We start from the raw sequence: 22,877 nt of genomic DNA on the forward strand, positions 1-22,877 counted from the left end.
CCATCGCGTCGTAGCCGTAAAGCCCCGAGTTCGCCGGGTTGAGGTGGTCGTCGATCGAGGCGATGTTGCCATCGGCATCGTAGCCGTACGACAAGTTCGAAAGATCCGAGCCGTCGAGCGTGCGGTAAAGCCGCCGCGAGGCGAGCAGGCCGGCAAGGTCGCGCTCGTTCGCAACCGACAGCCCGTTGCCCAGCTTCATCTCCGCAACCGCGCCGAAGGGTTCGTAGCTGTAGCTGTTCGATACGGTGACCCAGGGCCGACCTTGCCATCTATTTTGGCTGACGCAAGAATCGCCCTTTCCAACTAACGGGCTCCATCAGGTCCTCTATGTTGATGTATTGGGCATTCCGGGTGCGGAATTGCTTTTCGGTTTCATAGCTTGCTGACCACCATCGACGTTGACAGCAGAACTCCACAAATTCTTCGCGCGCTTGTTCAAATGTCAACTGGATCGGCGCGCCGAAGACGTACTTTACTCGAACTCGCCTATACCGCCGACGACTTACCATGTTCCAGGGGGTCCACGACGCGCCTAGATCGATCAAATCCAGGAAAGGAAATTTCCGGCATTCGACGTCGACAGAAAAGCAGTCTTGGCCTTTCCACCATCCCAAATCCAGTTGCCATCTGGTGGGCGTAAATTCCCAACTATTCCCCTCAATTTTCGTTATGAATTCTGGATGAAAAAAGAGGTATGGCGCCGATGGCTCATGTTCCTCCAACAATAGTTCAATTCCCATCGATTGCCTCCTCGATCGCGCTGCCTGCGCCGATCGCCGCACCGCCAAGGACGGGTTTTGGGGTCCCTCGAAGGAAACCCGGCAGAAACTCTCCAGCGTGAAGGTCCTGATGCACATTTCGCGGCAGCGGATTGAGGTTCCATGGCCGATTGATGATACGATCGCGCAACCCTCCAACGCCATCGCCCGCTCTTTTCGGGACGAGCCAATGGTGCAAGTCCACATCCTTCTTGACCAGCCCTTCCGCTCTACGGACCCGGCGCGACACATTGTTCCACTTCATCGAGCCTGGAGTGAGGCGCACCCAACCTTTGACCCAATTTCCTCCGAACGCACCCATCGCCCCGGCAGCCGCCACTTCTCCCCATTCGTAGCAATCTGGATCGAAGATATCGCGTCCACCCCACCAGTTCGAGAGTCCTTGGAGGCCCAGTTCGATGCCCGCTCCGATCAAGGCACCGCCGATAATCGCAGGCACGAACTGACCGGTTGGGTCGGTCAGATTAACCGGGTTGTTCCCGGCATAGGCGTAGAGGTTACTCCCACCCCCAAGCCCGATCGGATCGGCCTGGATGTAGCGCCCGGTGACCGGGTCGTAGTCCCGGTAGCGGTTGTAGTAGAGGTCGGGGAACGCCCGGCTCTGGCCGGGGAACCCGGGGAGCAGGTAGGCGTCCGACAGCGCCACCGGGTTGCCCGCGGCGTTGGTCGTGACCAGTGGCACCCCGAGGTGGTTGCCATGGACCCAGGTGAGCGCGAGCGCGCCCGAGGCGTCGGGGCTTGCCACCGCCAGCGGCGCGTAGCCGCCGACACCGTCGCCGCCGCCGAACGGGCCGTTGTCGTTGGCCGCCTGGGGCAGGGCCCAGATGAACTCGGCGTGCACCTCTGATGCGCTTTCGCCGTATTCGCCGAGCACGCGGCCGTCGGCGTCGTAGATGAAGCGCCGGGTGGCCGTCGGGCTTAGCATCGCCACCCGGTCGTCGAGGCCGTTGTAGACATAGCTCTGCGCCCCGGCGTTCGAGCGGTTGTATTCGATCAGTCGACCGTAGCCGTCATAGGCCGTGGTCACACTCACTCCCCCGGGCCGGGTCTCGGTGAGGGTGTTGCCGCGCGCGTCGTAGCCGATGGATCGCGTGCCCGCGGCGTCGGTCATCGAGGCCAGGCGGTTGGTGCCGGGAGTGTAGGCATAGTTCTGATCGCTGCCGCCGGCAGGCGTCACCGCCAGGGTCAGCCGGCCCATCGCGTCGTAGCCGTAAAGCCCCGAGTTCGCCGGGTTGAGGTGGTCGTCGATCGAGGCGATGTTGCCATCGGCATCGTAGCCGTACGACAAGTTCGAAAGATCCGAGCCGTCGAGCGTGCGGTACAGCCGCCGCGAGGCGAGCAGGCCGGCAAGGTCGCGCTCGTTCGCAACCGACAGCCCATTGTTATTACAAAATCCCCCCGCCGGTTCTATCAAACCCCTTCATGCTTTCACCTTCATTCATAAAAAATTCAGGGTCGTCACTATTTTCACATATTGCTCCAACGTAATCCAAAGCGCACTCCATGGCATTAAACTCGTCTATCCCTTTTGATGATGCATTGTATTTAGGAACGTTTGAAAATGTTATTTTGCAAGAATATTTATTATCATCTATTTTAAAGGGTTTCTCGATCACGATTTGTGTCTCAAAGAGCACGCCGTCCCACATCGTGAATACATTCCTCTCAATGAACGTCGAGTTTCTGCTCATTCTAGGGTTTAATCCTATTCTTGTCCGGACCACTGCGGCGCCCATTGGGCAGAAATAGCGGTGTCGTGATATTGGCTGGGTTGATCCCTCGGCTTCGGCATTCGCCGAATCTCGTTATTACCGTGCGCATGCAAATCGCATATCCTTGACTTCTTGTATAACCCGCCCTCGTTCCAAAAATATGCCATTGATTGCATTCAAGTTCGTCTGCTTCCTTTTGAATTTGACAAGGGTCATCGTCGTCGAAGCAAACTTCAATGAAATCTCGAAGCCTCTCCAGATTCCGTTGCATTCGCCGGGTGATGTCCTTGCCGTCAGGGACACCGTTGCGATTGCTGTCTGCGCCAGGCCCGTACGGCGGAGCGGGCCCGACAGGCACGGCGCCGGGCAGAGGGAGAAGCCTCCTCAATTGCAGCCCATCCGGATCCACCTGATTAACCGGGTTGTTCCCGGCATAGGCGTAGAGGTTACTCCCACCCCCAAGCCCGATCGGATCGGCCTGGATGTAGCGCCCGGTGACCGGGTCGTAGTCCCGGTAGCGGTTGTAGTAGAGGTCGGGGAGCACGCGGCTCTGCCCCGGGAACCCGGGGAGCAGGTAGGCGTCCGACAGCGCCACCGGGTTGCCCGCGGCGTTGGTCGTGACCAGTGGCACCCCGAGGTGGTTGCCGTGGACCCAGGTGAGCGCGAGCGCACCCGAGGCGTCGGGGCTTGCCACCGCCAGCGGGGCGTAGCCGCCGACACCGTCGTCGCCGCCGAACGGTGTGTTGTCGTTGGCCGCCTGGGGCAGGGCCCAGATGAACTCGGCGTGCACTTCGCTGGCGCTGGCGCCGTACTCGCCGAGCCCGCGGCCGTCGGCGTCGTAGATGAAGCGCCGGGTGGCGGTCGGGCTTAGCATCGCCACCCGGTCGTCGAGGCCGTTGTAGACATAGCTCTGCGCCCCGGCGTTCGAGCGGTTGTATTCGATCAGTCGACCGTAGCCGTCATAGGCCGTGGTCACACTCACTCCCCTGGGCCGGGTCTCGGTGAGAGTGTTGCCGCGCGCGTCGTAGCCGATGGATCGCGTGCCCGCGGCGTCGGTCATTGAGGCCAGGCGGTTGGTGCCGGGGGTGTAGGCGTAACTCTGATCGCCGCCGCCGGCAGGCGTCACCGCCAGGGTCAGCCGGCCCATCGCGTCGTAGCCGTAAAGCCCCGAGTTCGCCGGGTTGAGGTGGTCGTCTATCGAGGCGATGTTGCCATCGGCATCGTAGCCGTACGACAAGTTCGAAAGATCCGAGCCGTCGAGCGTGCGATAAAGCCGCCGCGAGGCGAGCAGGCCGGCAAGGTCGCGCTCGTTCGCAACCGACAGCCCGTTGCCCAGCTTCATCTCCGCAACCGCGCCGAAGGGTTCGTAGCTGTAGCTGTTCGATACGGTGACCCAGGGGCCGACCGTTGCTGTCTCCTTGGTGGTGACCGAAGCCACCCGCCCCTTGCCGTCGTAACTATACCGCACGATCCGGCCCGAGGGGTACGTGATCTGCGTGACCCGGTCCGCAAGGTCGTAGACGTAGGCGAGTTTCGACGCGATGGTCGTGCCAAGCGTCTGTTGCTTGAGGAGCAGGTTGCCGCGGTGGTCATAGCGGAAGAGCGTGGGGCCGGATCCGTCGACCACCTTGCCGAGACGGCCGATGCCGTAGGTCGGTACCAGGCCGCCCGTGTCCCAGTAATACTGGATCTTCTCCGATGCGGGCCGTCCTTGCGGCGTCTTGGTTGTCACCCGACCGAGAGCGTCGCGGGCATAGGCGATCACCTGGCCCCGGCCGTCGCTCGATTTGATGAGCCGGCCGGCCGCATCGTACCAGTAGATGCTGGTGCCCCGGTCGGGTGACACCTCCTGGATCACTTCCCCGAAGCCGTTGTAGACGAACCGCGTAGTCACCGAGATTGGGTCGGTATGGCTGACCGGATTGTCGCGCGCGTCGTAGGTAAGGGCGGTGGTGCCGCTGTCAGGGGCGACCGTGCTCACCACGCGATCGAGCGCATCGAAGGCCGTCGTTGTCGCATGGCCGTTGGGCGAAATCGAAGACACGGGGTTGCCAACCTTGTCGTAACCCCACTGCGCCGTGTGTCCGACGCCCGTCGTCTCGCGGATCAGCCGACCGAGTTCGTCGAAGTTCCTGCTTATGCTCAAGGATGTCGAGCCGTCGCCGTGCTTTACCGTCTCATGGCTGACGTTGCCCATCGCGTCATAGGCATAGTCCCACCGTTCGCCATCCGCCGTCCGCATGCTGGTAAGTCTGCCAGCGGGGTCGTAGTCCATGAACAGAGCCGCGGTTGCAGGCAGCGTCAGTTGCGTCACCTGCCCGGCCGCGTCGTACGCGATGGCAGTGGTTGTGTTCAGTGCCGAGGTGGCGGGATCCCTTACCGTGATCGCTGTGGCTCGGCCGAGCTCGTCATAGGAATAGGCTGTGATGACGCCGTTGGGATCGGTCATGGTGCGGGGACGGGCGGCAGCGTCATGGTCGCCGAACGCCGTAACGTGCCCGAGCGCGTTGGTAACGGTTACAAGGTTGCCCTGCGTGTCGTAGGCGTAGCTGGTGATGTCGTCCCGTCCCTGCGCATCGGCTGCAAGCGGCCCGTTGATCGACATCAGACGGCCAACGGCGTTCCAGCCGTAGGTCCACTTCCGGACCTGACCGTTGGTCGAATAGGGGGCCGTGTGGCTCGTAGTGTCGGTCAGCGTGACGGTTTCGAGTTGGCCACTCGCATTATAGGTATTCTCTTCGGTAAGTCCGGGCCTGACAATGCTGACAGGGACGTTCAAGGTCGGGTGCCAGGTGATTGCCGCAGTGCGCTCGTCGACGGTACCTTTTCCCTCGACTATGCTGGTCGGACGGCCCCGCGCATCGCGTAGCGTCGATGTGGTCCGTCCCTCCGCGTCGGTACTGCTGCTGATAAACGTGTTGCTGCCATAAGCCGTCAATGTGGTGCTGGCAGGCGTACTTGGGCTCGCCTCGCCCGCTACCTGAGTAAGGCGGTAATCGGCCGGCCCCGCGCCAGTGAAGGAAGAGTAAGTATAGACGGACGCCTTCCCAAGCGCGTTCGTCACGCGCCGAGTTCGGGAAGTTCCATTCTGTCCGTATTCGACCTCGTAGGAATCCGCACCACCGGCCGTCGCCGTTAAGGTCGCGCGGCCCTGTGCATCATAAGCGTAAGTGCGGGTGCGAACCTGGCGGTTGTCGATTATCCCGGTGATGTGCGTGGGAAAGCGGGCGTCTTCATAGAGGTATTCGACCGAGTCCAGGGCAACGCCCGCCGAACTCAGGCGCTCGACCTTGATCAGTCGTTTGATGACAGAGTTTGATGGTGCCTTCGTCGCCGGAGGCGGATCGTAGCTGTAGCGCAAGGACGTTCCATCGGGCAGCGCTATCGATGCGACCGCTTGAGGGAAGGGCAGTGATCCTGCCGGAGGTGACGCAAGCGAAGAGGTGAAATACTGATACCAACTGAAGGTCGCTGTACGCCCGAAGCTGTCGGTGATGGACCCGAGGCTGCTGTCGGCATTATAGGCAAAGGTCCAACTGTAGCCGTCGCGGGCGACCTTGGCCGTGGGCCAGGCCCTGTTGTAGCTGCCGCCATTCGGACCAATCCGGGTTTGCAGTGTCCAGGCGTTGTCGTCATGGTCGGTAAGTTTCCACGTACTCGACGCTTTCGCTATGTCCGAAAGGTTCGCCGGCAGATCTCCGACCAGTTCGAGCTTCAAGGAATTCGACGCGTTGGCTGCGCCAAACGCGGGATCTGGTATCCACCGGCCATCGGCCTGAAGGACGAAGCCGAAGCCTGTCCCGTCCGGAGCTAGGACGGCGACCTTGGCTTTGGGCGAGGACGGAGATCCTGAGAACGCCCCCAACTGCAGTTCATAACTGAAATCAAAATTCCAACCGCCTGTCAGGCCGCGCGGCAAAGATCTGGGAAGCGCCCTGCCGTCAATCGGGCGGCCTACCTGGAAACTGCGATAATGGCGGCCGATGCGGAAATCACCATCCGCGGTTTCATAGTCTCGGGCCGTTAAGAATTTTGCACCGGTGGAAAGGACGATTGGATTTCCGACCGTGGGATTGGTCCGGCCATCCGCGTCACAAATACAGGGCTGTTCGACCGGCGGATCTGCTCGGCAATGCCCGTCGACAGTCGGCGTATATCCGCTGGCGCACGAAAAGTAGACGTTCGAGGGCAAGACAGTGCCGCAGCCGCCGATGCCAGATCCAGGCTTTTCCTGAGGGCAAAGGTATTGGAAGCTGGTCCATTTGCAGGTTGCGATCGTCCAGTTGTCTTCGTGAGGTCGGGCCCCGATGAACCGACTGGCACCGCCGCCCATGTAGCGCTGCCATTGAGCCTCGCAGGCTTCGTAAGCTGTTGCGTACCCGCCGCTCCAACTGCCTCCGCCGTCTGCCGACTGCGCTCGTGCAGCGCCCGAGATGGCAAAACTCAGAAGTGAAAGTGCAATAGCGCCGTACTGAAGTGCGCACGAAAGCCACTTAACAGCGCGATTCACGCGATTACCAAAGGATACCACCTGCCCCCACAATCCAATCAGTCCCCAAGACCCCAAGGATTGGTCGATCACTTATTCCAGACGAAGCAGCCAAGCTTCCCCGACCCCCACTGCACCGGACCGGACGCGATCGTGCCCACCGTTTGCGCGATGCGATTTCCGTTCACATCGTACTTGAAAGTTACGCAACGGCTGCCCGAACTCAGGAGCTTCAAGCTCGACTGGCTGATCTGCGGCCCGAAAAGCATCAAGCCACTGGCCTGCGCGGATACAGGAACGCAAAAGGAGGCCAGGGCGCCGATTGCCGCAATCCGAAATTTAGTTAGTCCAGGAAAAATTCTGAACCGCATTGATGGTCTCCTCCGACGCAAGCACGCGACCGACCGCCTGCTCACTGACTTCTCCCTTGTGTGTTTACCGAATACGAACGCGCGCGCAGGTTCGGTATGTCACCTAATGGATGTAAAGAACTGTAATATTAGGAGCTTTTCATCTCGCGGGAGGTCTATCTATACGCAATGTCCGCAACTCATCGACCTAATGCCTGCCGGAGGGTGCTGTCAGACTAACGCGAACCGGTCTCCACTTTGCATAGTCGGGTCTTTGAAGGCCGCGAACTTCACGCAGCGAGATTCTGCCACTCGGCCAAGGCGGCCGAGCGGGCTCTGGATTTGCGGCTCATTTTTTCGCCGCTAGCAGCTTCGCACTGTCACGTTGGTCTGACAGTACCTGGTGCTGGGACTGGCTGGCGGAGCGGGAGGGATTCGAACCCTCGATACGGTTTTGCCGTATACACACTTTCCAGGCGTGCGCCTTCGACCACTCGGCCACCGCTCCGCATGCCTGACGGGAGCGGCGCACCTAGCGAGAGGGGCGCGGCATTACAAGCCATGTGACTTGTCGCGTTCGTTTGTGGCCCCTATCCCGTTCGAATGACCCGCACGATCGGTCTGGCACCGTCCGCTGACGAAATCGAAACGCTCGCTCGTGCGGCGATGGAGCGGCTGCCGGCGGAATTTGCCGTCCACCTCCAGGATGTCCTGCTTCAGGTAGAGGAATATGCCGACGAAGTATTGCTGGCCGAGTTCGGAATCACGGATCCGTACGAACTCAGCGGCGTCTACGAAGGCACGCCTCTGCACGAGAAGAGCATCGACCATTCGGGCCGCATGCCTGACCGAATCCGCCTGTTCAGGGCGGCGATTCTCGACGAATGGATCGCCCGAGGAAACGAGACGCTCGAGCATCTCGTGGCCCATGTGCTGATCCACGAGGTCGGGCATCATTTCGGCCTCAGCGACGAAACCATGCATGCGCTTGAGGATGCAGCGAGTTAGCGGCACGGTGGGGACATGAAGCTACTGTCTACCTTGGCCCTTGCGCTCCTGGCCACGGCCGCATCCGCGCAGGAGAGTGCGCCGCAAGCCACTCCAACGTCCATCGTCGCCGGTGCGCCGGTGAGCGACTGGCGGGCGATCGACCCGGCGAACTTGCTGGTGATGACCCTCGCACCCGACAGCAGCGGGAAGCCCAGGCAGGTCGTGATCCAACTCGTTCCCGCTCCGTTTAGCGAAGGATGGGTGGGGAACATCCGGACATTGGCGGGCCAACACTGGTGGGACGGAACCACGGTCTATCGGGTGGTCGACAACTGGGTGTCTCAGTGGGGCGACGGCGAGGACGATAAGCCCGATGCCAAGCCGCTGCCCGAAGGCCTGAAGGTCATCCCCGAAAGCGAATACACCGCGCCCATGACCTGCGAGGTCTATAAGTACGACGGGAAAGTCCTCGACGAGCGGTGCGCGCCGGCGTTCGCCGCGATCGAGGCGATCGACCCCTACGTCATGCAGGGCCAGACCGGCTTCTCAGGCGGTTGGCCAGTGGCCTTCATGCTCACTCCAGAGGGCAACCGAATCTGGCCGACGCACTGTTACGGCACCGTGGGCGTGGCGCGCGATCTGTCGCCTGACACCGGGACGGGAGCGGAGCTCTACGCGGTGATCGGCCACGCACCGCGTGCACTCGATCGAAACATCGCCGTGGTCGGCCGGGTGATCGAAGGGATTGAGCATCTCTCCACCCTGCCGCGCGGAAAGGGTGAGGCGGGGGTCTATGACGATCCCGCGCTCAAGGTGCCGATCGTCTCTGTTCGGCTCGGCAACGACATGCCCGAAGCAGACCGGCCGCATTTCGAATTCCTCGCCAGCGACAGTGCGAGCTTTGCCCAACTGATGAAGGTGCGCGCCAACCGGAGCGACGAGTTCTACAAGGTCCCCGCGGGCGGCGTGGACGTATGCAACGTGCCGGTGCCAATGCGGCGAGCGGCGTCTCGATGAACCCCGCCCTGGTCCGCTTTGCTGCCCCGTTGCAGATATGGACCAACGAGGCGGAGAACAGTTCGGTCGGTTTTGTGATACTGCCCGCCGAAGCCGCCGAACAAGTCGCCGGACATGAGCTCGTGCGACGGCTGGAGCTCGGCAAGCGTCGCGGCTTCGGATCGGTCAAAGTGACGGCAACCATCGGCGATAGCACGTGGGACACGTCGGTCTTCCCGCAGAAGGGCCGCGAGAGTTGGTTCATGGCCGTGAAGGTAGCGGTCCGCCGGGCCGAAGGGATCGAGGAAGGTCACTTGGTCGAGGTCGAGCTGGAGCTCCACTAGATACTCCCCCAGAGTCTCGCCCGTCAGGAGCCATTCTAGATGCGCTCTGCCTCCGCCACGGCGTCGCTCGCCCGGAGTGCGCTGACGATGCGCGTGAGATGGGCGAGGTCCTGCACTTCCATGTCCACCTCGTAGGTGTGGAAGGGATCGTCGAGCTCTGTTTGCTCCAGAGTGATCACGTTCGCGCGGTTCTTGGCGAAGATGCCGGCCATCTCCGCCAGGGTGCCCAGCCGGTGGTAGAGCACCACACGCAGCCGTCCGACCGCGCCCTGTGAACGCTCTCCCCACGACAGGTCGATCCAGTCGGCATCGACGCCGTTGGCCAGCTCCATGCAGTCGATCGCGTGGACTTCCACCCCTTCGCCCTTGCGCCTGAGGCCGACGATCCGGTCCCCCGGAACAGGGTGGCAGCATTCGGCGAGCGTGAAGCCCATGCCGGGGGTCAGGCCCTTGATTGATATTGCTCGCGCCTGCGTCGGCTCATCCGGAAGGTCGACGGTGCTTCCGGGAACGAGCGCTTCCATCACCTCGCGATCGTCCACCTTGGCAGCGCCGATGGCGTACATCAGGTCTTCCTCGTCTTCGAGGTCGAGGCGCTCCGCGGCCGAGGCGATCGCCTTCTTGCCGACCTTGGCGGGCAGACGCTCGGCGATCTGGTTGAACAACTCGCGTCCGATCGTGACGACTTCCGCCCGTTCCTTCGCCCGCACCGAGCGGCGGATCGAAGCGCGCGCCTTGCCCGTCACCACGAAGGCCAGCCATGAGAGCTGAGGCTCCGCGTTGGCGCCCTTGATGATCTCAACGACGTCGCCGTTGTTGAGCGGCGTGCGCAGGGGCATGTGGCGGCCGTTGATCTTGGCGCCCACGGTATGCGCGCCCAGGTCGGTGTGAACGGCAAAGGCGAAGTCGACCGGCGTCGCGCCCTTTGGAAGCTGGAACAACGCGCCTTTCGGGGTAAAGGCGAAGATGCGGTCCTGGTAGATCGCCAGCCTGGTGTGTTCGAGCAGCTCTTCGGCGTCGTGGCTGGAATCGACGATCTCGATCAGGTCGCGCAGCCAGCCGACCTGGCCATCGGGCTTGTCTCCCTGCTTGTAGGCCCAGTGAGCGGCGAGGCCAAACTCGTTCAGGCGATGCATCTCACGAGTGCGGATTTGCACCTCGACGCGCATCGAGTTCTCGAAGATCAATGAGGTGTGGAGCGAGCGGTAGCCGTTGGTCTTGGGGGTCGAGATATAGTCCTTGAACCGGCCGGGCACGAACTGCCACGCCTGGTGCAACACCCCGAGTGCGCTGTAGCAATCGCCGACCGACTCTGCGAGGACGCGGAAGGCCATGATGTCGGTGATCTGTTCGAAGCTGACGTGCCGTTCGGCCATCTTCTTCCAGATCGAATAGGGGTGCTTCTCGCGGCCCCAGACCTCGACCTTCATGCCCGCTGCGGCCAGGGCCTGCTTGATCTTGAGCGCGATCGCATCGACCTGCCCACCTTCGGAACTGCGGATCTGTTCGAGCCGCCCGGTGATCGTGGCGTAGGCTTCGGGTTCGAGTTGCTCGAACGCGAGCAGCTGCATCTCGCGCATGTATTCGTACATGCCCACACGCTCGGCAAGCGGGGCGTAGATATCCATCGTCTCGCGGGCGATGCGCTTGCGCTTCTCCGGGCTCTTGATGAAGTGCAGCGTGCGCATGTTGTGTAGCCGGTCGCCGAGCTTGACCAGGAGCACGCGGATGTCCTCGCTCATCGCGAGGAAAAACTTGCGCAGGTTTTCGGCCACGCGCTCGTTCTCGGCCAACTGTTCGATCTTGGAGAGCTTGGTGACTCCGTCGACCAGCTTGGCGACGTCGGGGCCGAAGTTCTTCTCGATGTCCTCGATTGTCGCCAGCGTGTCTTCAACCGTGTCGTGAAGCAGCGCGGTGACGATCGTCTCCTGGTCGAGCTTGAGGTCGGTCATCAGGCCGGCCACCTCGACCGGATGGCTGAAGTAGGGGTCACCGCTCGCGCGTTTCTGGGAGCCGTGCTTCTGCACGGTGTAGACATAGGCGCGGTTGAGCAACGCCTCATCGGCGTCGGGGTCATAAGCTTTGACCCGCTCCACAAGTTCGTACTGTCGCAGCATTACACCTGATGTGCGTTGCAGCGCGGCGGGGGGCAAGGGGGCTTTTTCCGCTGGTGCGTCAGGACAGGCATATCTGTTGCGTTTACATAACGGATAGGCTTATATGCGCGCATGAGCGCACGAATATACAATCGCATCGCTGTGTTCCGCGCCGAAGTCGGAATGACGCGCAAGGCGCTCGCCGAAAAAGTCGGCGTCAATCCGCAGACGATCGGGTTCCTGGAGCGCGGGGACTACAACCCCAGCCTTGAGCTCGCCCTGCGTGTCTCCCAGGTGTTCAAGGTGCCGGTCGAGCTGCTGTTTTCCTTTACCCCATTCCCGAGCGTGGCGGCGACGCTGCTCGGCCAGGAGAGTGATAATGCCTTACAAGGGTGATCCGATCGCCGAGAAGCTCGACAAGCTGGCAGAGGCAACCGGGATGCCGCAGCTCTCGCGCCGGCTGGCCAACCGATATCCGGTCCGCTTCCGGATCGTGCCCCTGATCTTGCTGGCCGTCGCTTTCGGCGGTTTATGGGCGCAGATCGCCGTCAGCGAGATCTACGGATACTTCGTAGTCATGTTTGCCTTCCTGGGGACCATGGCGCTCTTGCCATTCAGCCCGTTGAAGAAGGTTGGCCGCGGGTTCGACGAACGCGAAGCGGCGCTTGTGAAGTCCGGCCATTTCATCGGCCTTCTGGTTGCGGCGGGCCTCGTAGTGCTCGGATGCGTGTTCATCGGACTCGGTGTGGTTGCTTCAAAATTGGGCCTCGGCCACTTCTGGGCGCCGTCCAGAGTGACTGACTGGTTCGCGCTGGCGCTGTTGCTTGCTACGGTCGAAATCAATGTCGCGATCCTGGCGGCCAGTGCCCGGCTGCCTTCAGACGATCCGAATGACGAGGACGAATGAGCCCGCCAACGACCACGATCTTCGACCGCATGTCCGCCCTCGCGCGGGAGCTTGGCGCTATCAATCTGGGGCAGGGCTTCCCCGACTTGCCCGAGCCGCCAGAGCTGCTCGAGGCCGCGCAACGGGCTCTGGTCGAAAAGTCGAACCAGTACCCACCCATGCGCGGGCTCGCCGACCTGCGCGATGCCGTTGCGCGCTACTACGCCCGGGAGCAGGGACTGCAGATCGAGCCGGAAGAGGTCATCGTCACCTCTGGCGCGACCGAGGCCCTTGCTGCGGCCATCTTCGCCTTCCTACGGCCAGGTGACGAGGCGATCCTATTCCAGCCGTTTTACGACGCCTATCTGCCCCTGGTGGAGCGCGCGGGCGGGGTGGCTCGCACGGTCAGTCTTGTTCCGCCGAGATGGTCCTTGCCGCTCGACCGGTTCGAGGCTGCGATCGGTCCCAGGACTCGGCTGGTCATTCTCAACACGCCGAACAATCCGACCGGCACGCTGGTGGATGACGCCACGTTGGAAGCCCTGGGGGAGCTTTGCGAACGTCATGACCTCATCTTGCTATGCGATGAGGTGTGGGAAGGGATGATCTACGGCGGTGCGAAGCACATGTCCCCGCTCGCCCTCTCATCGTTGCGAGAGCGGGCCGTGAAGGTCGGATCGGCGGGCAAGATATTCTCGCTCACGGGCTGGAAGGTCGGCTGGGCTATCGCCGCGCCGCCCCTGGCCGAAGCGATCGCACGGCAGCATCAGTACCTGACGTTCACCACGCCTACGCCGCTGCAATGGGCCGTGGCCGAGGGGCTGGGCTTGCCGACCGAATGGCATGCGGATCATCGCGCGCGCTACGAGGCGGGGCGGGACCGGCTGGTGAATGGGCTGACCGCGGCGGGCTATGCCTTGCTGCCGTCCCAGGGGACCTGGTTCGTTACAGTCGACCTCGCCGCGTCGGGCCTGCCGCCCGACGACGAAGCCGTTGCCGAGCGCCTGATCCGCGAGGTCGGTGTGGCGTCGATCCCGCCGTCGGTGTTTTACCGCGACGATCCGGAGCGAGGCTACCTACGGCTATGCTTCGCCAAGGACGATGCGACGCTCGACGAGGCGATCGCGCGGTTGGCGCGGTTCAGGCAGGGCTGAACGTCGCGCCGGCGTCCTTCGACAGGCTCAGGACGAACGGAAGTCGGGAGGAATCCAGTAACCCCGAAAGTCCGTTCGTGGTGAGCTGGTCGAACCCCTCAAGCACCGCGCTCAGGATCACCCGCCCGAGGTGACCAACTTGTCGACGGACCCCTGCGTCACCGAGTGATAACCCGCCCGCGTTTCGGCATAGATACGCTTGGCGATCGGCTGGCCCCACTCGCCTTGACCCCACAGCGCCTCGAACAGCGGCAGGACGAACTTCCGGCGGCCGACCTGCGAGAGAAACTTTTCCGCCACGGGAACGGCCGGGTCGTAGCGATTGGCCAGCGCCAGCTCGAGCCAGGCGAACAGGACTTCGCTGTTGCCCGAGTGCGAAAGGCCGAGGTCACGGTCGAGCCGGTCAAGCTCATCATGGCTGAGCTTGCGCGGCAGCTTGGCGAGCAGGCGTTGGCGCTCGGCGGTGGTCCAGCCCGCCCAGGCTTCCGGATCGATGAAATGGGAAGAGGGATAATGCGCGGCCGCACCGTCAACTTCAGCGAAGGCCGAAGCTGCCGGGCGCGCGACATTCGAGGGCAGGCCCGGTGCATAGACCCACTGGTCGAGCATGAGCTGCTCTTCGAGTTGGGCATCCCCCGCGATCAGATGCTCGCGCATGTCGGCGACGATCATCGCCGAAGTCGCGGGTTGGAAGGCGTGGCTGTCGAACCACTGGCGCAACCAGGCGTCGAACCGTTCGCGGCCGACGGCTTTTTCGACGGTGCGCAAGAATACCGCGCCCTTGTCGTAAACGATGCCGGACTCGCTGTCGTCCGGGCCGTCGGTGCCCTTTGGCAGATGCAGCGCCGTAACGGGCGAATCCGCACCCTTTTCCGCCAGCACCGTCTCGATTTCGGCAAAGCTCAGCGCAGCTTCCTGGCTTGCCCGGCGCGAACCGTAGAGAGCCTCGACGATGCGGTTCTCGAAGTAGCTGGTCACGCCCTCATTGAGCCACGAGTCCGACCAGTTGGCATTGGTGACGAGGTTGCCCGACCAGGAATGCGCCAGTTCGTGCGCAACGAGGCCCGTCAGGCTGCGGTCGCCGGCGATGAACGTCGGCGTGAGGAAGGTCATCACCGGGTTTTCCATGCCGCCATAGGGAAAGCTCGGCGGCAGGACGATCATGTCGTAGCGGCCCCAGCGATAGGGGCCGTAAAGCGCCTCTGCGGCTTCGACCATTTTTTCGGTGTCAGCTAGTTCGGCCGCAGCGGCGTCGAGCATCGAAGGTTCGGTCCACACGCCGGTACGGGGGCCAAGCTCGCGGAAGGCGATGTCGCCCGCGGCTATGGCGATCAGGTAAGGCGCGACCGGCTTGTCCATCGAGAAGCGGAAGGCACGGGTGCCGCCAAGATCCTCGGGCTCGCCGACCTTGAGGCCGGACATGACCACGGTCAGCGGCTTGGGCGCGACGATGCGCGCTTCCCAGGTCTGGCGAATGCCGGGGCTGTCCTGGGTTGGGACCCAGCTGCGGTTGAGGATCGCCTGGCCTTGGCTCAGCAGATAGGGAAACTTGCCGCCAGCGGTTTGCTCTGGTGTGAGCCATTGCAGCGCCTCGGCTTCGGGCGCGGCAGCGTACGTGACCACGATGCGACGGGCCTTGCCGATGCTGACGGTGACCGGCGCGCCCTTGCCTTCGACCTCTTGACCGACAGTGAAGGGCAGCGCCCGTCCCGCGTCGTCGGTAATCCGGGCGATCTGCAGCCCCTCGCTGTCCAGAACGACCGTGTCCGCATCAGGCCGGGCGGCGATGTCGAGCGTGGCGGTGCCGCCCACGCTCTTGGCTTCGAAATCGAGCGCGAGATCGAGCGCAACATGGGTCACTCGCGCCACTTCGGGCTGGGCAAAGCTCCACGGATCGCGCGCGTCATCGCTCAAGAGCACCGGAGAAACCAACTCAGCGGACTGCGCCTGCGCGGGGACGGCGGCAACGGACGCCAGGAGCAAGGCAAGCGGGGCAGCGAAACGCATTCGAATCTCCGGAGAGGGGCAGGAAGTTTCGCGTGTAACGATAGGGAGCTGAACGAGAGTTGTCACCACGGGCGGGCTCATTGCCCGCCGGAGTCGCGCAAAGCTCAGTTCTTGGCGCGCAAACCTGCCGCTTCGATCGCTGCGAGCGCGCAGGCTTCGTCATTGTCGCTCGTGTCACCGGTAACGCCGATCGCGCCGACCACCGTGCCGCTTCCATCGCAGATGATCACTCCACCGGCCGCCGGGACCATTCCGCCTTCGCTCATCGTGTCGACCGCGGCGATGAAGTGGGGACGGTCGACCGCCATGTCGCCAATGGTGCGGCTCGATACGCCCAGCGCCAGTGCGCCCGCCGCCTTGCCGCCCGCCAGCTTGACCCGCATGTTCGAAGCGCCGTCCTGGCGCTGGCAGGCGATCAGGTAGCCGCCCGGATCATGGATGGTGACGGTGAGCGGCTTGAGGCCAAGCTCGGCGCCCTTGGCCAGGGCGGCTTCGATCAGGGTGTTGGCTTGGGCGAGGTTCAGGCGATGCATGGCTTCAACTCCACTTAACCTCGGGCGGCAGGCTCATCAGGATCGCGTCGATATTGCCGCCGGTCTTGAGGCCGAACAAGGTGCCACGGTCATAGACCAGATTGAATTCGACATAACGCCCGCGCCACTCGAGCTGGGCTTCCTTTTCCGCCGGTGTCCACTCCTGTCCCATGCGCTTGCGCACGATCCGGGGAAATACGTCGAGGAACGCCTCGCCCACATCCTTGGTGAAGGCGAAGTTGCGGTCCCATTCGGGATCGTCGGCGCACTCGAGGTGGTCGTAGAAGATTCCGCCCACCCCGCGCGCCACGTTGCGGTGAGGGATGAAAAAGTACTCGTCGGCCCACTTCTTGAACCGCTCGTAGTAAGTGGGATTGTGCGCGGCGCACGCGGCGCGGAAGCGAGCGTGAAATTCCTCGGTGTCTTCCTCGTAGGGAATTGGCGGATTGAGGTCTGCCCCGCCGCCAAACCACGCCTTGCCGGTGGTGAGGAACCGAGTGTTCATATGCACCGCGGGCACGTGCGGATTAGTCATGTGGGCGACGAGGCTGATGCCCGTCGCCGTGAAACCGGGATTCTCGTCAGCACCGTGAATTGTCCGCGCGAATTCGGGCGAGAACTGCCCCGAGACAGTCGAGACGTTGACTCCGACCTTCTCGAACACCTTGCCCTTCATCACCCCGCGCACGCCGCCACCGGGATTCTCGTTGCCGGCTTCCTGGCGATCCCAGCCGATGTACTCGAACCCGGCGTCCGAGCCGGCTTCGCGCTCGATCGCTTCGAATTCGGCGCAAATGCGGTCACGCAGGCTTTCGAACCAATCCTTGGCGCGGGCGGTGTGGGGGGTCCAGTCGATCATCAAGTCCTCACTTGCAGGAGATGGGGTATCGCCCGCATCTGCCCGGCCTCGCAACTCGCCGCATTGACGAGCCTCAAGCGGCCCGGTTCCCTTGCCAAAGCCGCCGGTCGGGGGCAAGGGAAGCAAATGGTTCCCCTTTCGTTCGCTGGCGAGGAATTCCTCCTGACCACCGGTCGCGCGCTCTACTGGCCGCGCGAACAGGCGTTGCTGGTCGCCGACCTGCACCTCGAAAAGGCCAGCTTTTACGCGCGGCATGGCCAGATGCTCCCGCCCTACGACAGCCGGGAGACCCTGGAACGGCTGGCCTTGGCCATTGGCGAGACCGGCGCTCGTCGGGTGTTCACGCTGGGCGATAACTTCCACGACTCGGCAGGGACCGAGCGGCTCGAACCCCACGCGGCCGGAATGCTCGCGGCCCTGACGCGCGCGACCGACTGGGTCTGGATCACCGGCAACCATGACGCGGCCATGGAAGCGCGCGCAGGCGGCACTTTGGCAGCCGAGCTGGAGATTGCTGGAATGGTGCTGCGTCACCAGGCGCGGGCAGGGGAGACCCGGCCCGAGTTCTCGGGACACTACCACCCGCGCCTTCGGCTGACCGTGCGCGATCGTCACATCCGCCGCCCTTGCGCCGTCTTGAGCCGGGATGGGAAGGGCGGTGGGCGGATGATCCTGCCCGCATTCGGTGCGCTCACGGGCGGAATGGATGCCGCCGATCCAGCAATCCTCTCCGCGCTTCAGCCCGCGACGCAGATCGACGCGGTGCTTCCGGCGGGAGGAAAGCTCGTCCAGTTTCCGTTGTGGCGAGCGGCCGCCTGAATCATCCGCGTGCCGGGGAGGAATCCAACCCCTAGCGCGTTTCGCCTTAAGCCACTAAGTAGCCGCCTTCGCTAAACCGATTCAGGAGATTGCCCCATACCCCGTCCACCCCGGCGCATGCTCGCGCCCCCGGTTAAATCCGGCCCTCGCTTCGACGATATGATCCAATCGGACAAAGTCCGCGTGATCGACGAGAACGGCGAAAATCTTGGCGTCATGTACACTCGCGAGGCGATCGAGCAGGCGAACGACGTTGGCCTGAACCTCGTTGAGGTTTCGCCCAATGCCGACCCGCCGGTGTGCAAGTTCCTGGACGTTGGCAAATTCCGCTACGAAGCGCAGAAGAAAGCCAACGCTGCCCGCAAGACGCAGAAGACGCAGCAGATCAAAGAGATCAAGATGCGTCCTAACATCGACGATCACGACTACGACGTGAAGATGCGCAGCGTGGTCAAGTTCATCGAAGAAGGCGACAAGGTGAAGATGACCTTGCGCTTCCGCGGCCGCGAAATGGCGCACCAGGAGCTGGGCATGAACCTGCTCAAGCGCGTCCAGGACGATGTGGCGGAAATCGCCAAGATCGAGGCTTATCCGCGCCTCGAAGGCCGCCAGATGCTCATGGTGCTGGCGCCCAAGTAAGGCCCCTTATGCTCCGTTCGTCTGTCGCGCTTGCGTCCTTCGACAAGCTCAGGACGAACGGAGGCCGGGTTCTGTCAGAAGACTAGATCCTCCAAAGCCGTTCGTGGTGAGCTTGTCGAACCACGGTGCGCAACGTTTAGCCGCTGGCGGCCGGGGGTTCCCACAATTCGATCGGGTTGCCTTCGGGATCGTGGATGCGGGCGAAGCGGCCCACGTCCGGATGGTCCCACTCCGGCTTGGTGATCACTTCGATCCCTGCCGCCTGAAGCCGCGCGATCAGCGCGTCGATCCCCGCGACCTTCAGGTTCACCATCACCTGCCGGTCAGCCGCGAAGTAGTCGCTGGATCGCGGGAAGATCGAATAGACGGTCTCTCCCCCCTCCGCCTTCCAGAACCAATCCCCGTCGGGAGTGGCCTCCCCCGCCGGCGTCACGGGAAAGCCCAGTTGGTCGCGATACCAGGCCGCGAGCGCCTGTGGATCCTCGGCCCGCAGGAACAATCCGCCGATTCCGAGAACCTTGCCGTTGTCCATCGCCTGTTCCTTTGTCCTTGCCGGGAGGAGACGAGAGCCTAGGATCGCGCCGGAAGAGGGTAAAGGGGGGACTGCCGCATGTCGGCAAAGCGTATCGGCTTCATCATCGGTCTCGGCGCTTTCCTGCTCACCCTCGCGATCCCCGCTCCTGCTGGAATGCCCCCTGCTGCCTGGCTCACCGCCGGCCTTGTTGCATGGATGGCCGCCTGGTGGATGACCGAAGCCGTCCCTCTGACGGCCACGGCCTTGCTGCCCTTCGTAGTTCTGCCGCTGGGCGGAGTGATGACCGCCAACGACGCGGCGAGCAGTTATTACTCGCCGACCATGTTCCTGATCCTGGGCGGCGCATTTCTCGCGCTCGCCATCGAGCGGACCAACCTGCATTGCCGCCTCGCCGTCGGCATCCTCAACGCGATGGGCAAGCACGGCGGGCCGAACCAGTTGCTGTTTGCCTTCATGATCGCGACGGGACTGCTCTCGACGACGATCTCCAACACCTCGACCGCGCTGATCATGATGCCGATGGCGTTGGCAGTGCTGGGCGCGGGCGGAGTCTCGGCCGACCGGCAAGACGGCCTCTCCGGCGCCCTGCCGATGGGGATCGCCTTTGCCGCCTCGATCGGTGGCCTTGGCACGATCATAGGTTCGCCCACCAACGCCATCGCCGTCGGCCTGCTCGAAGAGACCATCGGTGTCCGCATCAGCTTCGTGCAGTGGATGATCTACGGCATGCCGATCGTGCTGCTGGGAATTCCGCTCGCCGCGCTGATCATCTCCCGGGTGCAGAAGGTCGGGCACGACAGCTTCGACGTCGGCGCCGCCCACGCCGCCATCGCCACGCAGCGCGAATGGACCGTGCCAGAAAAGCGCCTGGTCCCGCTGTTCGCGCTCGCCTTCCTGTTGTGGGTGACCCAACCGCTGACCGAGCCGTTGCTGCCCAAGGGGGCGCTGACCGATGGCACGATCGCCGTGTTCGTCGGCCTGCTGCTGTTCATCGCCCCGGATGGGACGGGGCGCCCGATGCTTACCTGGCCCGAGGCCAACCGCGCGCCGTGGGACGTGATCATGATGTTCGGCGGCGGGCTGGCCCTTGCCGCCGGAATGACCGCCTCGGGGCTCGCCAACTGGCTCGGTCAGTCGCTGTTGCCGTTGTCCGCCCTGCCGTTGTGGGTCGTGGCGCTGGCGGTCGTTGGTCTGGTCATCCTGATCACCGAGTTCGCGAGCAATGTCGCCACCGCCAGCGGAATCATGCCTGTGGTCGCGAGCCTGACCGTTGCGCTTGGAGCCGATCCCCTGCTGCTCGCCCTTCCGGCAGCGATGGCGGCGAGCTGGGGCTTCATGCTTCCTGCTGGCACCGGTCCCAATGCCATCGCCTGGTCGACCCGCCGGATCGCGCTCCCGCGCATGGTTGGCGCCGGGTTCGCGCTCGACGTCGCCGGGATATTTTTGCTGGTCGGAGCGGTTTGGGCAGTGGCCGCGTTGTTCTAGCTGGTAGCCCGCTATCGAGGTCGTCATCGGAGAAACCATGCCTGAACCAATCGACCGCACACCACGACGCAAGCCCAAGCCCGAGGTCAGGACGCTGAAGGGGCGCAAGCTCAAGCCTTCCACCTTGATGATGGGATATGGCTACGATCCCGTGCTGTCCGAAGGATCGCTCAAGCCGCCGATATTTCTCACCAGCACGTTCGTATTTGAGAGTGCGGAGGCGGGGAAGCGGCACTTCGAAGGCATTACGGGCCAACGCGCCGGCGGCGCGACGGGTCTGGTCTATTCCCGATTCAACGGCCCAAATCAGGAAATACTCGAAGATCGCCTGGGCGTCTGGGACGGTGCCGAGGACGCTTTGGTCTTCTCGAGCGGCATGACCGCGATCTGCACGCTGATGATGGCCTATTGCGAGGCTGGGGACGTCATTGTCCATTCCGGGCCGCTCTATGCCGCGAGCGAAGGGTTCGTGGCCAAGGTGCTGGGCCGGTATGGCGTAAGCTACGTCGATTTCCCCGCGGGGGCGACGCGCGACGAACTCGACGCGGTGCTGGCCAAGGCCAAGGCGCAGGCGACGGCTTCGGGCGGCAAGGTGGCGATGATTTATCTCGAAAGCCCCGGAAACCCGACCAATGCCCTGGTCGACATCGAAGCGGTGCACGGCGCACGCGATGCCGCGCTCGATCCCGAAGTGACGCCGATCGCCATCGACAACACCTTCCTCGGCCCCCTCTGGCAAAGTCCCCTACAACACGGGGCGGATATCGTAGCTTATTCGCTGACCAAGTACGCGGGCGGCCATTCGGACCTGGTGGCGGGCGGCATTTCGGGTGCCAAGCGCTGGATGGAGCCGGTGCGTGGCCTCAGGAATACCATGGGCGGAATCTGCGATCCCAACACCGCGTGGATGCTCCTGCGCAGTCTGGAAACTCTCGAGATCCGCATGCAGCGTGCGACTGAGAACGCCATCCGCGTGTGCGACTTCCTCAAGGACCATCCCAAGGTGGAGGGCGTCGGGTTCCTGGGATTACTGAAGGATCCGCGGCAGAAGGACATCTACGACCGCCACTGCACTGGCCCCGGCAGCACCTTTTCGCTGTTCATCAAGGGAGGCGAAGCGGAATCCTTCCGTTTCCTCGACAACCTCAAGGTCGCCAAGCTGGCGGTGAGCCTGGGCGGGACCGAGACTCTCGCCAGCCATCCGGCGGCGATGACCCACTTGTCCGTACCTTCTGAACGCAAGGCGATGCTGGGGATCACCGACAACCTGGTCAGGGTATCGATCGGCATCGAGGATGCGGACGACCTTATTGCCGATTTCGATCAGGCGTTGGCGGCAGTCTGACGGCTAAAGGATGAAATAGTCCCCCGCCGCCCGCACGGTCACCTCGGCAATCGAGACTCCCCAAGGCTGGTCGATCGCTTGGATGATGGCGTCGGCGATATGCTCGGGTGCCAGCGAAGCGTAATCGATGTTGTCCTGGTCGAGCCGCTCGGCCGGGAAGGTCCCGTCCTGCAGGCCCATGACCATGTCGGTGAACTCGCCCATGTTGTGCGCCAGGATGCCGATGCCGGCCGCCTGGTTGACGATGGTTGCGTTGAGACCGGTCACCGGAACGCCGGTCGGACGGACGACTGTGACCTTGATCCTGCCGCGCCCTTCGACGCGCAGCGATTCGGAGAGGAAGTTCACCGCGCTCTTCGTCGCGCCATAGACCGCCGCGCCGACGACCGGATGATTACCGTAGATCGAAGACATGTTGATCACGTGCCCGCGGCCTTGCGCCATCATCTGGTCGAACACCGCGATGATGCCGTGCATCACGCCCTTGAAGTTGATGTTGATGCATCGATCCCAGGCTTCGAGCGCGGCCTCATGGTCGGCGAAGAACGCCAGCGGCATGATACCGGCATTGTTGAGCATCACATCTATAGCGTCGTAGGCTCGTACCGCTGACTGGGCGAGCGCGCGCATCTCGGCCATGATGGTGACGTCGGTACGGACCGCCTGCGCCGTGCCGCCGGCGGCCACGATCTCCGCGACAACGGCCTCGATCGCCTCGAGGTTGATGTCCGCGCACGTCACGCGCGCACCCAGGGCCGCGGCCTTCTTAGCTACCAGCCGACCGAAACCGCTGCCAGCTCCGGTGATGACGATCGATTTGCCTGCGACATTCCCACCCATCGGCACAGCTTAGCGGGCC

General features: G+C 63.1%; 21 protein-coding genes and 1 tRNA gene. 10 read left to right on the plus strand and 12 right to left on the minus strand.

What is annotated here, in order from left to right; all coding sequences use genetic code 11:
* The 6 genes from KK137_RS15705 to KK137_RS15730 all read right to left on the minus strand — a co-directional run.
* On the minus strand, window positions 1-199 hold a 199-nt coding region (locus KK137_RS15705; RefSeq protein WP_214537597.1), incomplete at its 3' end, for a hypothetical protein.
* 530 nt (window positions 200-729) lie between these two features.
* The gene (locus tag KK137_RS15710) at window positions 730-2,193 is read right to left on the minus strand and encodes an RHS repeat-associated core domain-containing protein (RefSeq protein ID WP_214537598.1); all 1,464 of its coding nucleotides are present in this window, start codon (window positions 2,191-2,193) and stop codon (window positions 730-732) included.
* Window positions 2,165-2,428, minus strand: coding sequence for a hypothetical protein (locus tag KK137_RS15715; protein WP_214537599.1), 264 nt, complete (start codon window positions 2,426-2,428; stop codon window positions 2,165-2,167). The genes KK137_RS15710 and KK137_RS15715 overlap by 29 nt, the downstream gene beginning before the upstream one ends.
* Window positions 2,429-2,471: 43 nt before the next feature.
* Window positions 2,472-7,001, minus strand: a complete 4,530-nt coding sequence (locus KK137_RS15720; RefSeq protein ID WP_338028114.1) for an RHS repeat-associated core domain-containing protein — start codon at window positions 6,999-7,001, stop codon at window positions 2,472-2,474.
* 68 nt (window positions 7,002-7,069) lie between these two features.
* The gene (locus tag KK137_RS15725; protein ID WP_214537600.1) at window positions 7,070-7,249 is read right to left on the minus strand and encodes a hypothetical protein; all 180 of its coding nucleotides are present in this window, start codon (window positions 7,247-7,249) and stop codon (window positions 7,070-7,072) included.
* A 498-nt stretch (window positions 7,250-7,747) separates the two neighbouring features.
* Window positions 7,748-7,838: transfer RNA gene (locus tag KK137_RS15730), tRNA-Ser, on the minus strand.
* A 95-nt stretch (window positions 7,839-7,933) separates the two neighbouring features.
* On the opposite strand from KK137_RS15730, the gene KK137_RS15735 reads away from it, so the two are divergent.
* Genes KK137_RS15735 through KK137_RS15745 form a run of 3 tightly spaced genes read left to right on the plus strand, consistent with a single transcriptional unit; the run spans window position 7,934 to window position 9,660 of the window.
* Window positions 7,934-8,338 (plus strand): metallopeptidase family protein, encoded by a 405-nt coding sequence (locus KK137_RS15735; protein WP_214537601.1) that lies wholly within the window; start codon window positions 7,934-7,936, stop codon window positions 8,336-8,338.
* Window positions 8,339-8,353: 15 nt separating this feature from the next.
* Entirely contained in the window at window positions 8,354-9,337 is a 984-nt protein-coding gene (locus KK137_RS15740; protein WP_214537602.1) for a peptidylprolyl isomerase, read from the plus strand.
* On the plus strand, window positions 9,334-9,660 hold the full coding sequence (locus KK137_RS15745) for a DUF1905 domain-containing protein (protein ID WP_214537603.1): 327 nt from the start codon (window positions 9,334-9,336) through the stop codon (window positions 9,658-9,660). The genes KK137_RS15740 and KK137_RS15745 overlap by 4 nt, the downstream gene beginning before the upstream one ends.
* Window positions 9,661-9,695: 35 nt before the next feature.
* Here the strand turns inward: KK137_RS15745 and KK137_RS15750 are convergent, their stop codons facing one another.
* The gene (locus KK137_RS15750; protein ID WP_214537605.1) at window positions 9,696-11,777 is read right to left on the minus strand and encodes a RelA/SpoT family protein; all 2,082 of its coding nucleotides are present in this window, start codon (window positions 11,775-11,777) and stop codon (window positions 9,696-9,698) included.
* A gap of 111 nt (window positions 11,778-11,888) precedes the next feature.
* Between KK137_RS15750 and KK137_RS15755 the strand changes: the two genes are divergently transcribed.
* From KK137_RS15755 to KK137_RS15765, 3 genes are read left to right on the plus strand one after another with little or no spacing between them, the layout of a single operon-like run.
* The gene (locus tag KK137_RS15755) at window positions 11,889-12,152 is read left to right on the plus strand and encodes a helix-turn-helix transcriptional regulator (RefSeq protein ID WP_214537607.1); all 264 of its coding nucleotides are present in this window, start codon (window positions 11,889-11,891) and stop codon (window positions 12,150-12,152) included.
* Entirely contained in the window at window positions 12,136-12,663 is a 528-nt protein-coding gene (locus KK137_RS15760; protein WP_214537609.1) for a hypothetical protein, read from the plus strand. Before KK137_RS15755 ends, KK137_RS15760 begins: the two co-directional genes overlap by 17 nt.
* Window positions 12,660-13,796 carry an aminotransferase gene (locus KK137_RS15765; RefSeq protein ID WP_214537610.1) on the plus strand — a complete coding sequence of 379 codons (1,137 nt, stop codon included), beginning with the start codon at window positions 12,660-12,662 and terminating at the stop codon, window positions 13,794-13,796. Before KK137_RS15760 ends, KK137_RS15765 begins: the two co-directional genes overlap by 4 nt.
* 117 nt (window positions 13,797-13,913) lie before the next feature.
* On the opposite strand, the gene KK137_RS15770 is transcribed toward KK137_RS15765, so the two are convergent.
* The 3 genes from KK137_RS15770 to hemF form a co-directional block, all read right to left on the minus strand.
* Window positions 13,914-15,803: a M1 family metallopeptidase gene (locus tag KK137_RS15770; RefSeq protein WP_214537612.1), complete on the minus strand. Its 1,890-nt coding sequence runs from the start codon at window positions 15,801-15,803 to the stop codon at window positions 13,914-13,916.
* Between the two features lie 104 nt (window positions 15,804-15,907).
* Complete coding sequence (locus KK137_RS15775) at window positions 15,908-16,336, minus strand: GlcG/HbpS family heme-binding protein (RefSeq protein ID WP_214537616.1); 429 nt, start codon at window positions 16,334-16,336, stop codon at window positions 15,908-15,910.
* A 4-nt stretch (window positions 16,337-16,340) separates the two neighbouring features.
* The gene (gene hemF, locus KK137_RS15780) at window positions 16,341-17,195 is read right to left on the minus strand and encodes an oxygen-dependent coproporphyrinogen oxidase (protein ID WP_214537618.1); all 855 of its coding nucleotides are present in this window, start codon (window positions 17,193-17,195) and stop codon (window positions 16,341-16,343) included.
* A 126-nt stretch (window positions 17,196-17,321) separates the two neighbouring features.
* Here hemF and pdeM point away from each other — a divergent pair, with 126 nt between their 5' ends.
* Both pdeM and infC read left to right on the plus strand, forming a co-directional pair.
* The gene (gene pdeM, locus KK137_RS15785) at window positions 17,322-18,014 is read left to right on the plus strand and encodes a ligase-associated DNA damage response endonuclease PdeM (RefSeq protein ID WP_214537620.1); all 693 of its coding nucleotides are present in this window, start codon (window positions 17,322-17,324) and stop codon (window positions 18,012-18,014) included.
* Window positions 18,015-18,131: 117 nt separating this feature from the next.
* The gene (gene infC / locus KK137_RS15790) at window positions 18,132-18,653 is read left to right on the plus strand and encodes a translation initiation factor IF-3 (protein WP_214537622.1); all 522 of its coding nucleotides are present in this window, start codon (window positions 18,132-18,134) and stop codon (window positions 18,651-18,653) included.
* A 136-nt stretch (window positions 18,654-18,789) separates the two neighbouring features.
* Here infC and KK137_RS15795 read toward each other — a convergent pair whose 3' ends face one another.
* A complete protein-coding gene (locus KK137_RS15795; protein WP_214537624.1) occupies window positions 18,790-19,185 on the minus strand; it encodes a VOC family protein in 396 nt (131 codons plus the stop codon).
* 78 nt (window positions 19,186-19,263) lie between these two features.
* Between KK137_RS15795 and KK137_RS15800 the strand changes: the two genes are divergently transcribed.
* The gene (locus KK137_RS15800) at window positions 19,264-20,673 is read left to right on the plus strand and encodes an SLC13 family permease (RefSeq protein WP_214537625.1); all 1,410 of its coding nucleotides are present in this window, start codon (window positions 19,264-19,266) and stop codon (window positions 20,671-20,673) included.
* Between the two features lie 37 nt (window positions 20,674-20,710).
* Window positions 20,711-22,018 carry a cystathionine gamma-synthase family protein gene (locus KK137_RS15805; protein ID WP_214537627.1) on the plus strand — a complete coding sequence of 436 codons (1,308 nt, stop codon included), beginning with the start codon at window positions 20,711-20,713 and terminating at the stop codon, window positions 22,016-22,018.
* Between the two features lie 3 nt (window positions 22,019-22,021).
* On the opposite strand, the gene KK137_RS15810 is transcribed toward KK137_RS15805, so the two are convergent.
* Window positions 22,022-22,858, minus strand: a complete 837-nt coding sequence (locus KK137_RS15810) for an SDR family oxidoreductase (protein WP_214537628.1) — start codon at window positions 22,856-22,858, stop codon at window positions 22,022-22,024.
* Between the last annotated feature and the right edge of the window lie 19 nt (window positions 22,859-22,877).

The sequence above is a fragment of the Croceibacterium selenioxidans genome (genome assembly GCF_018599195.1).
In the GTDB taxonomy this organism is placed as follows: Bacteria; Pseudomonadota; Alphaproteobacteria; order Sphingomonadales; family Sphingomonadaceae; genus Croceibacterium_A; species Croceibacterium_A selenioxidans.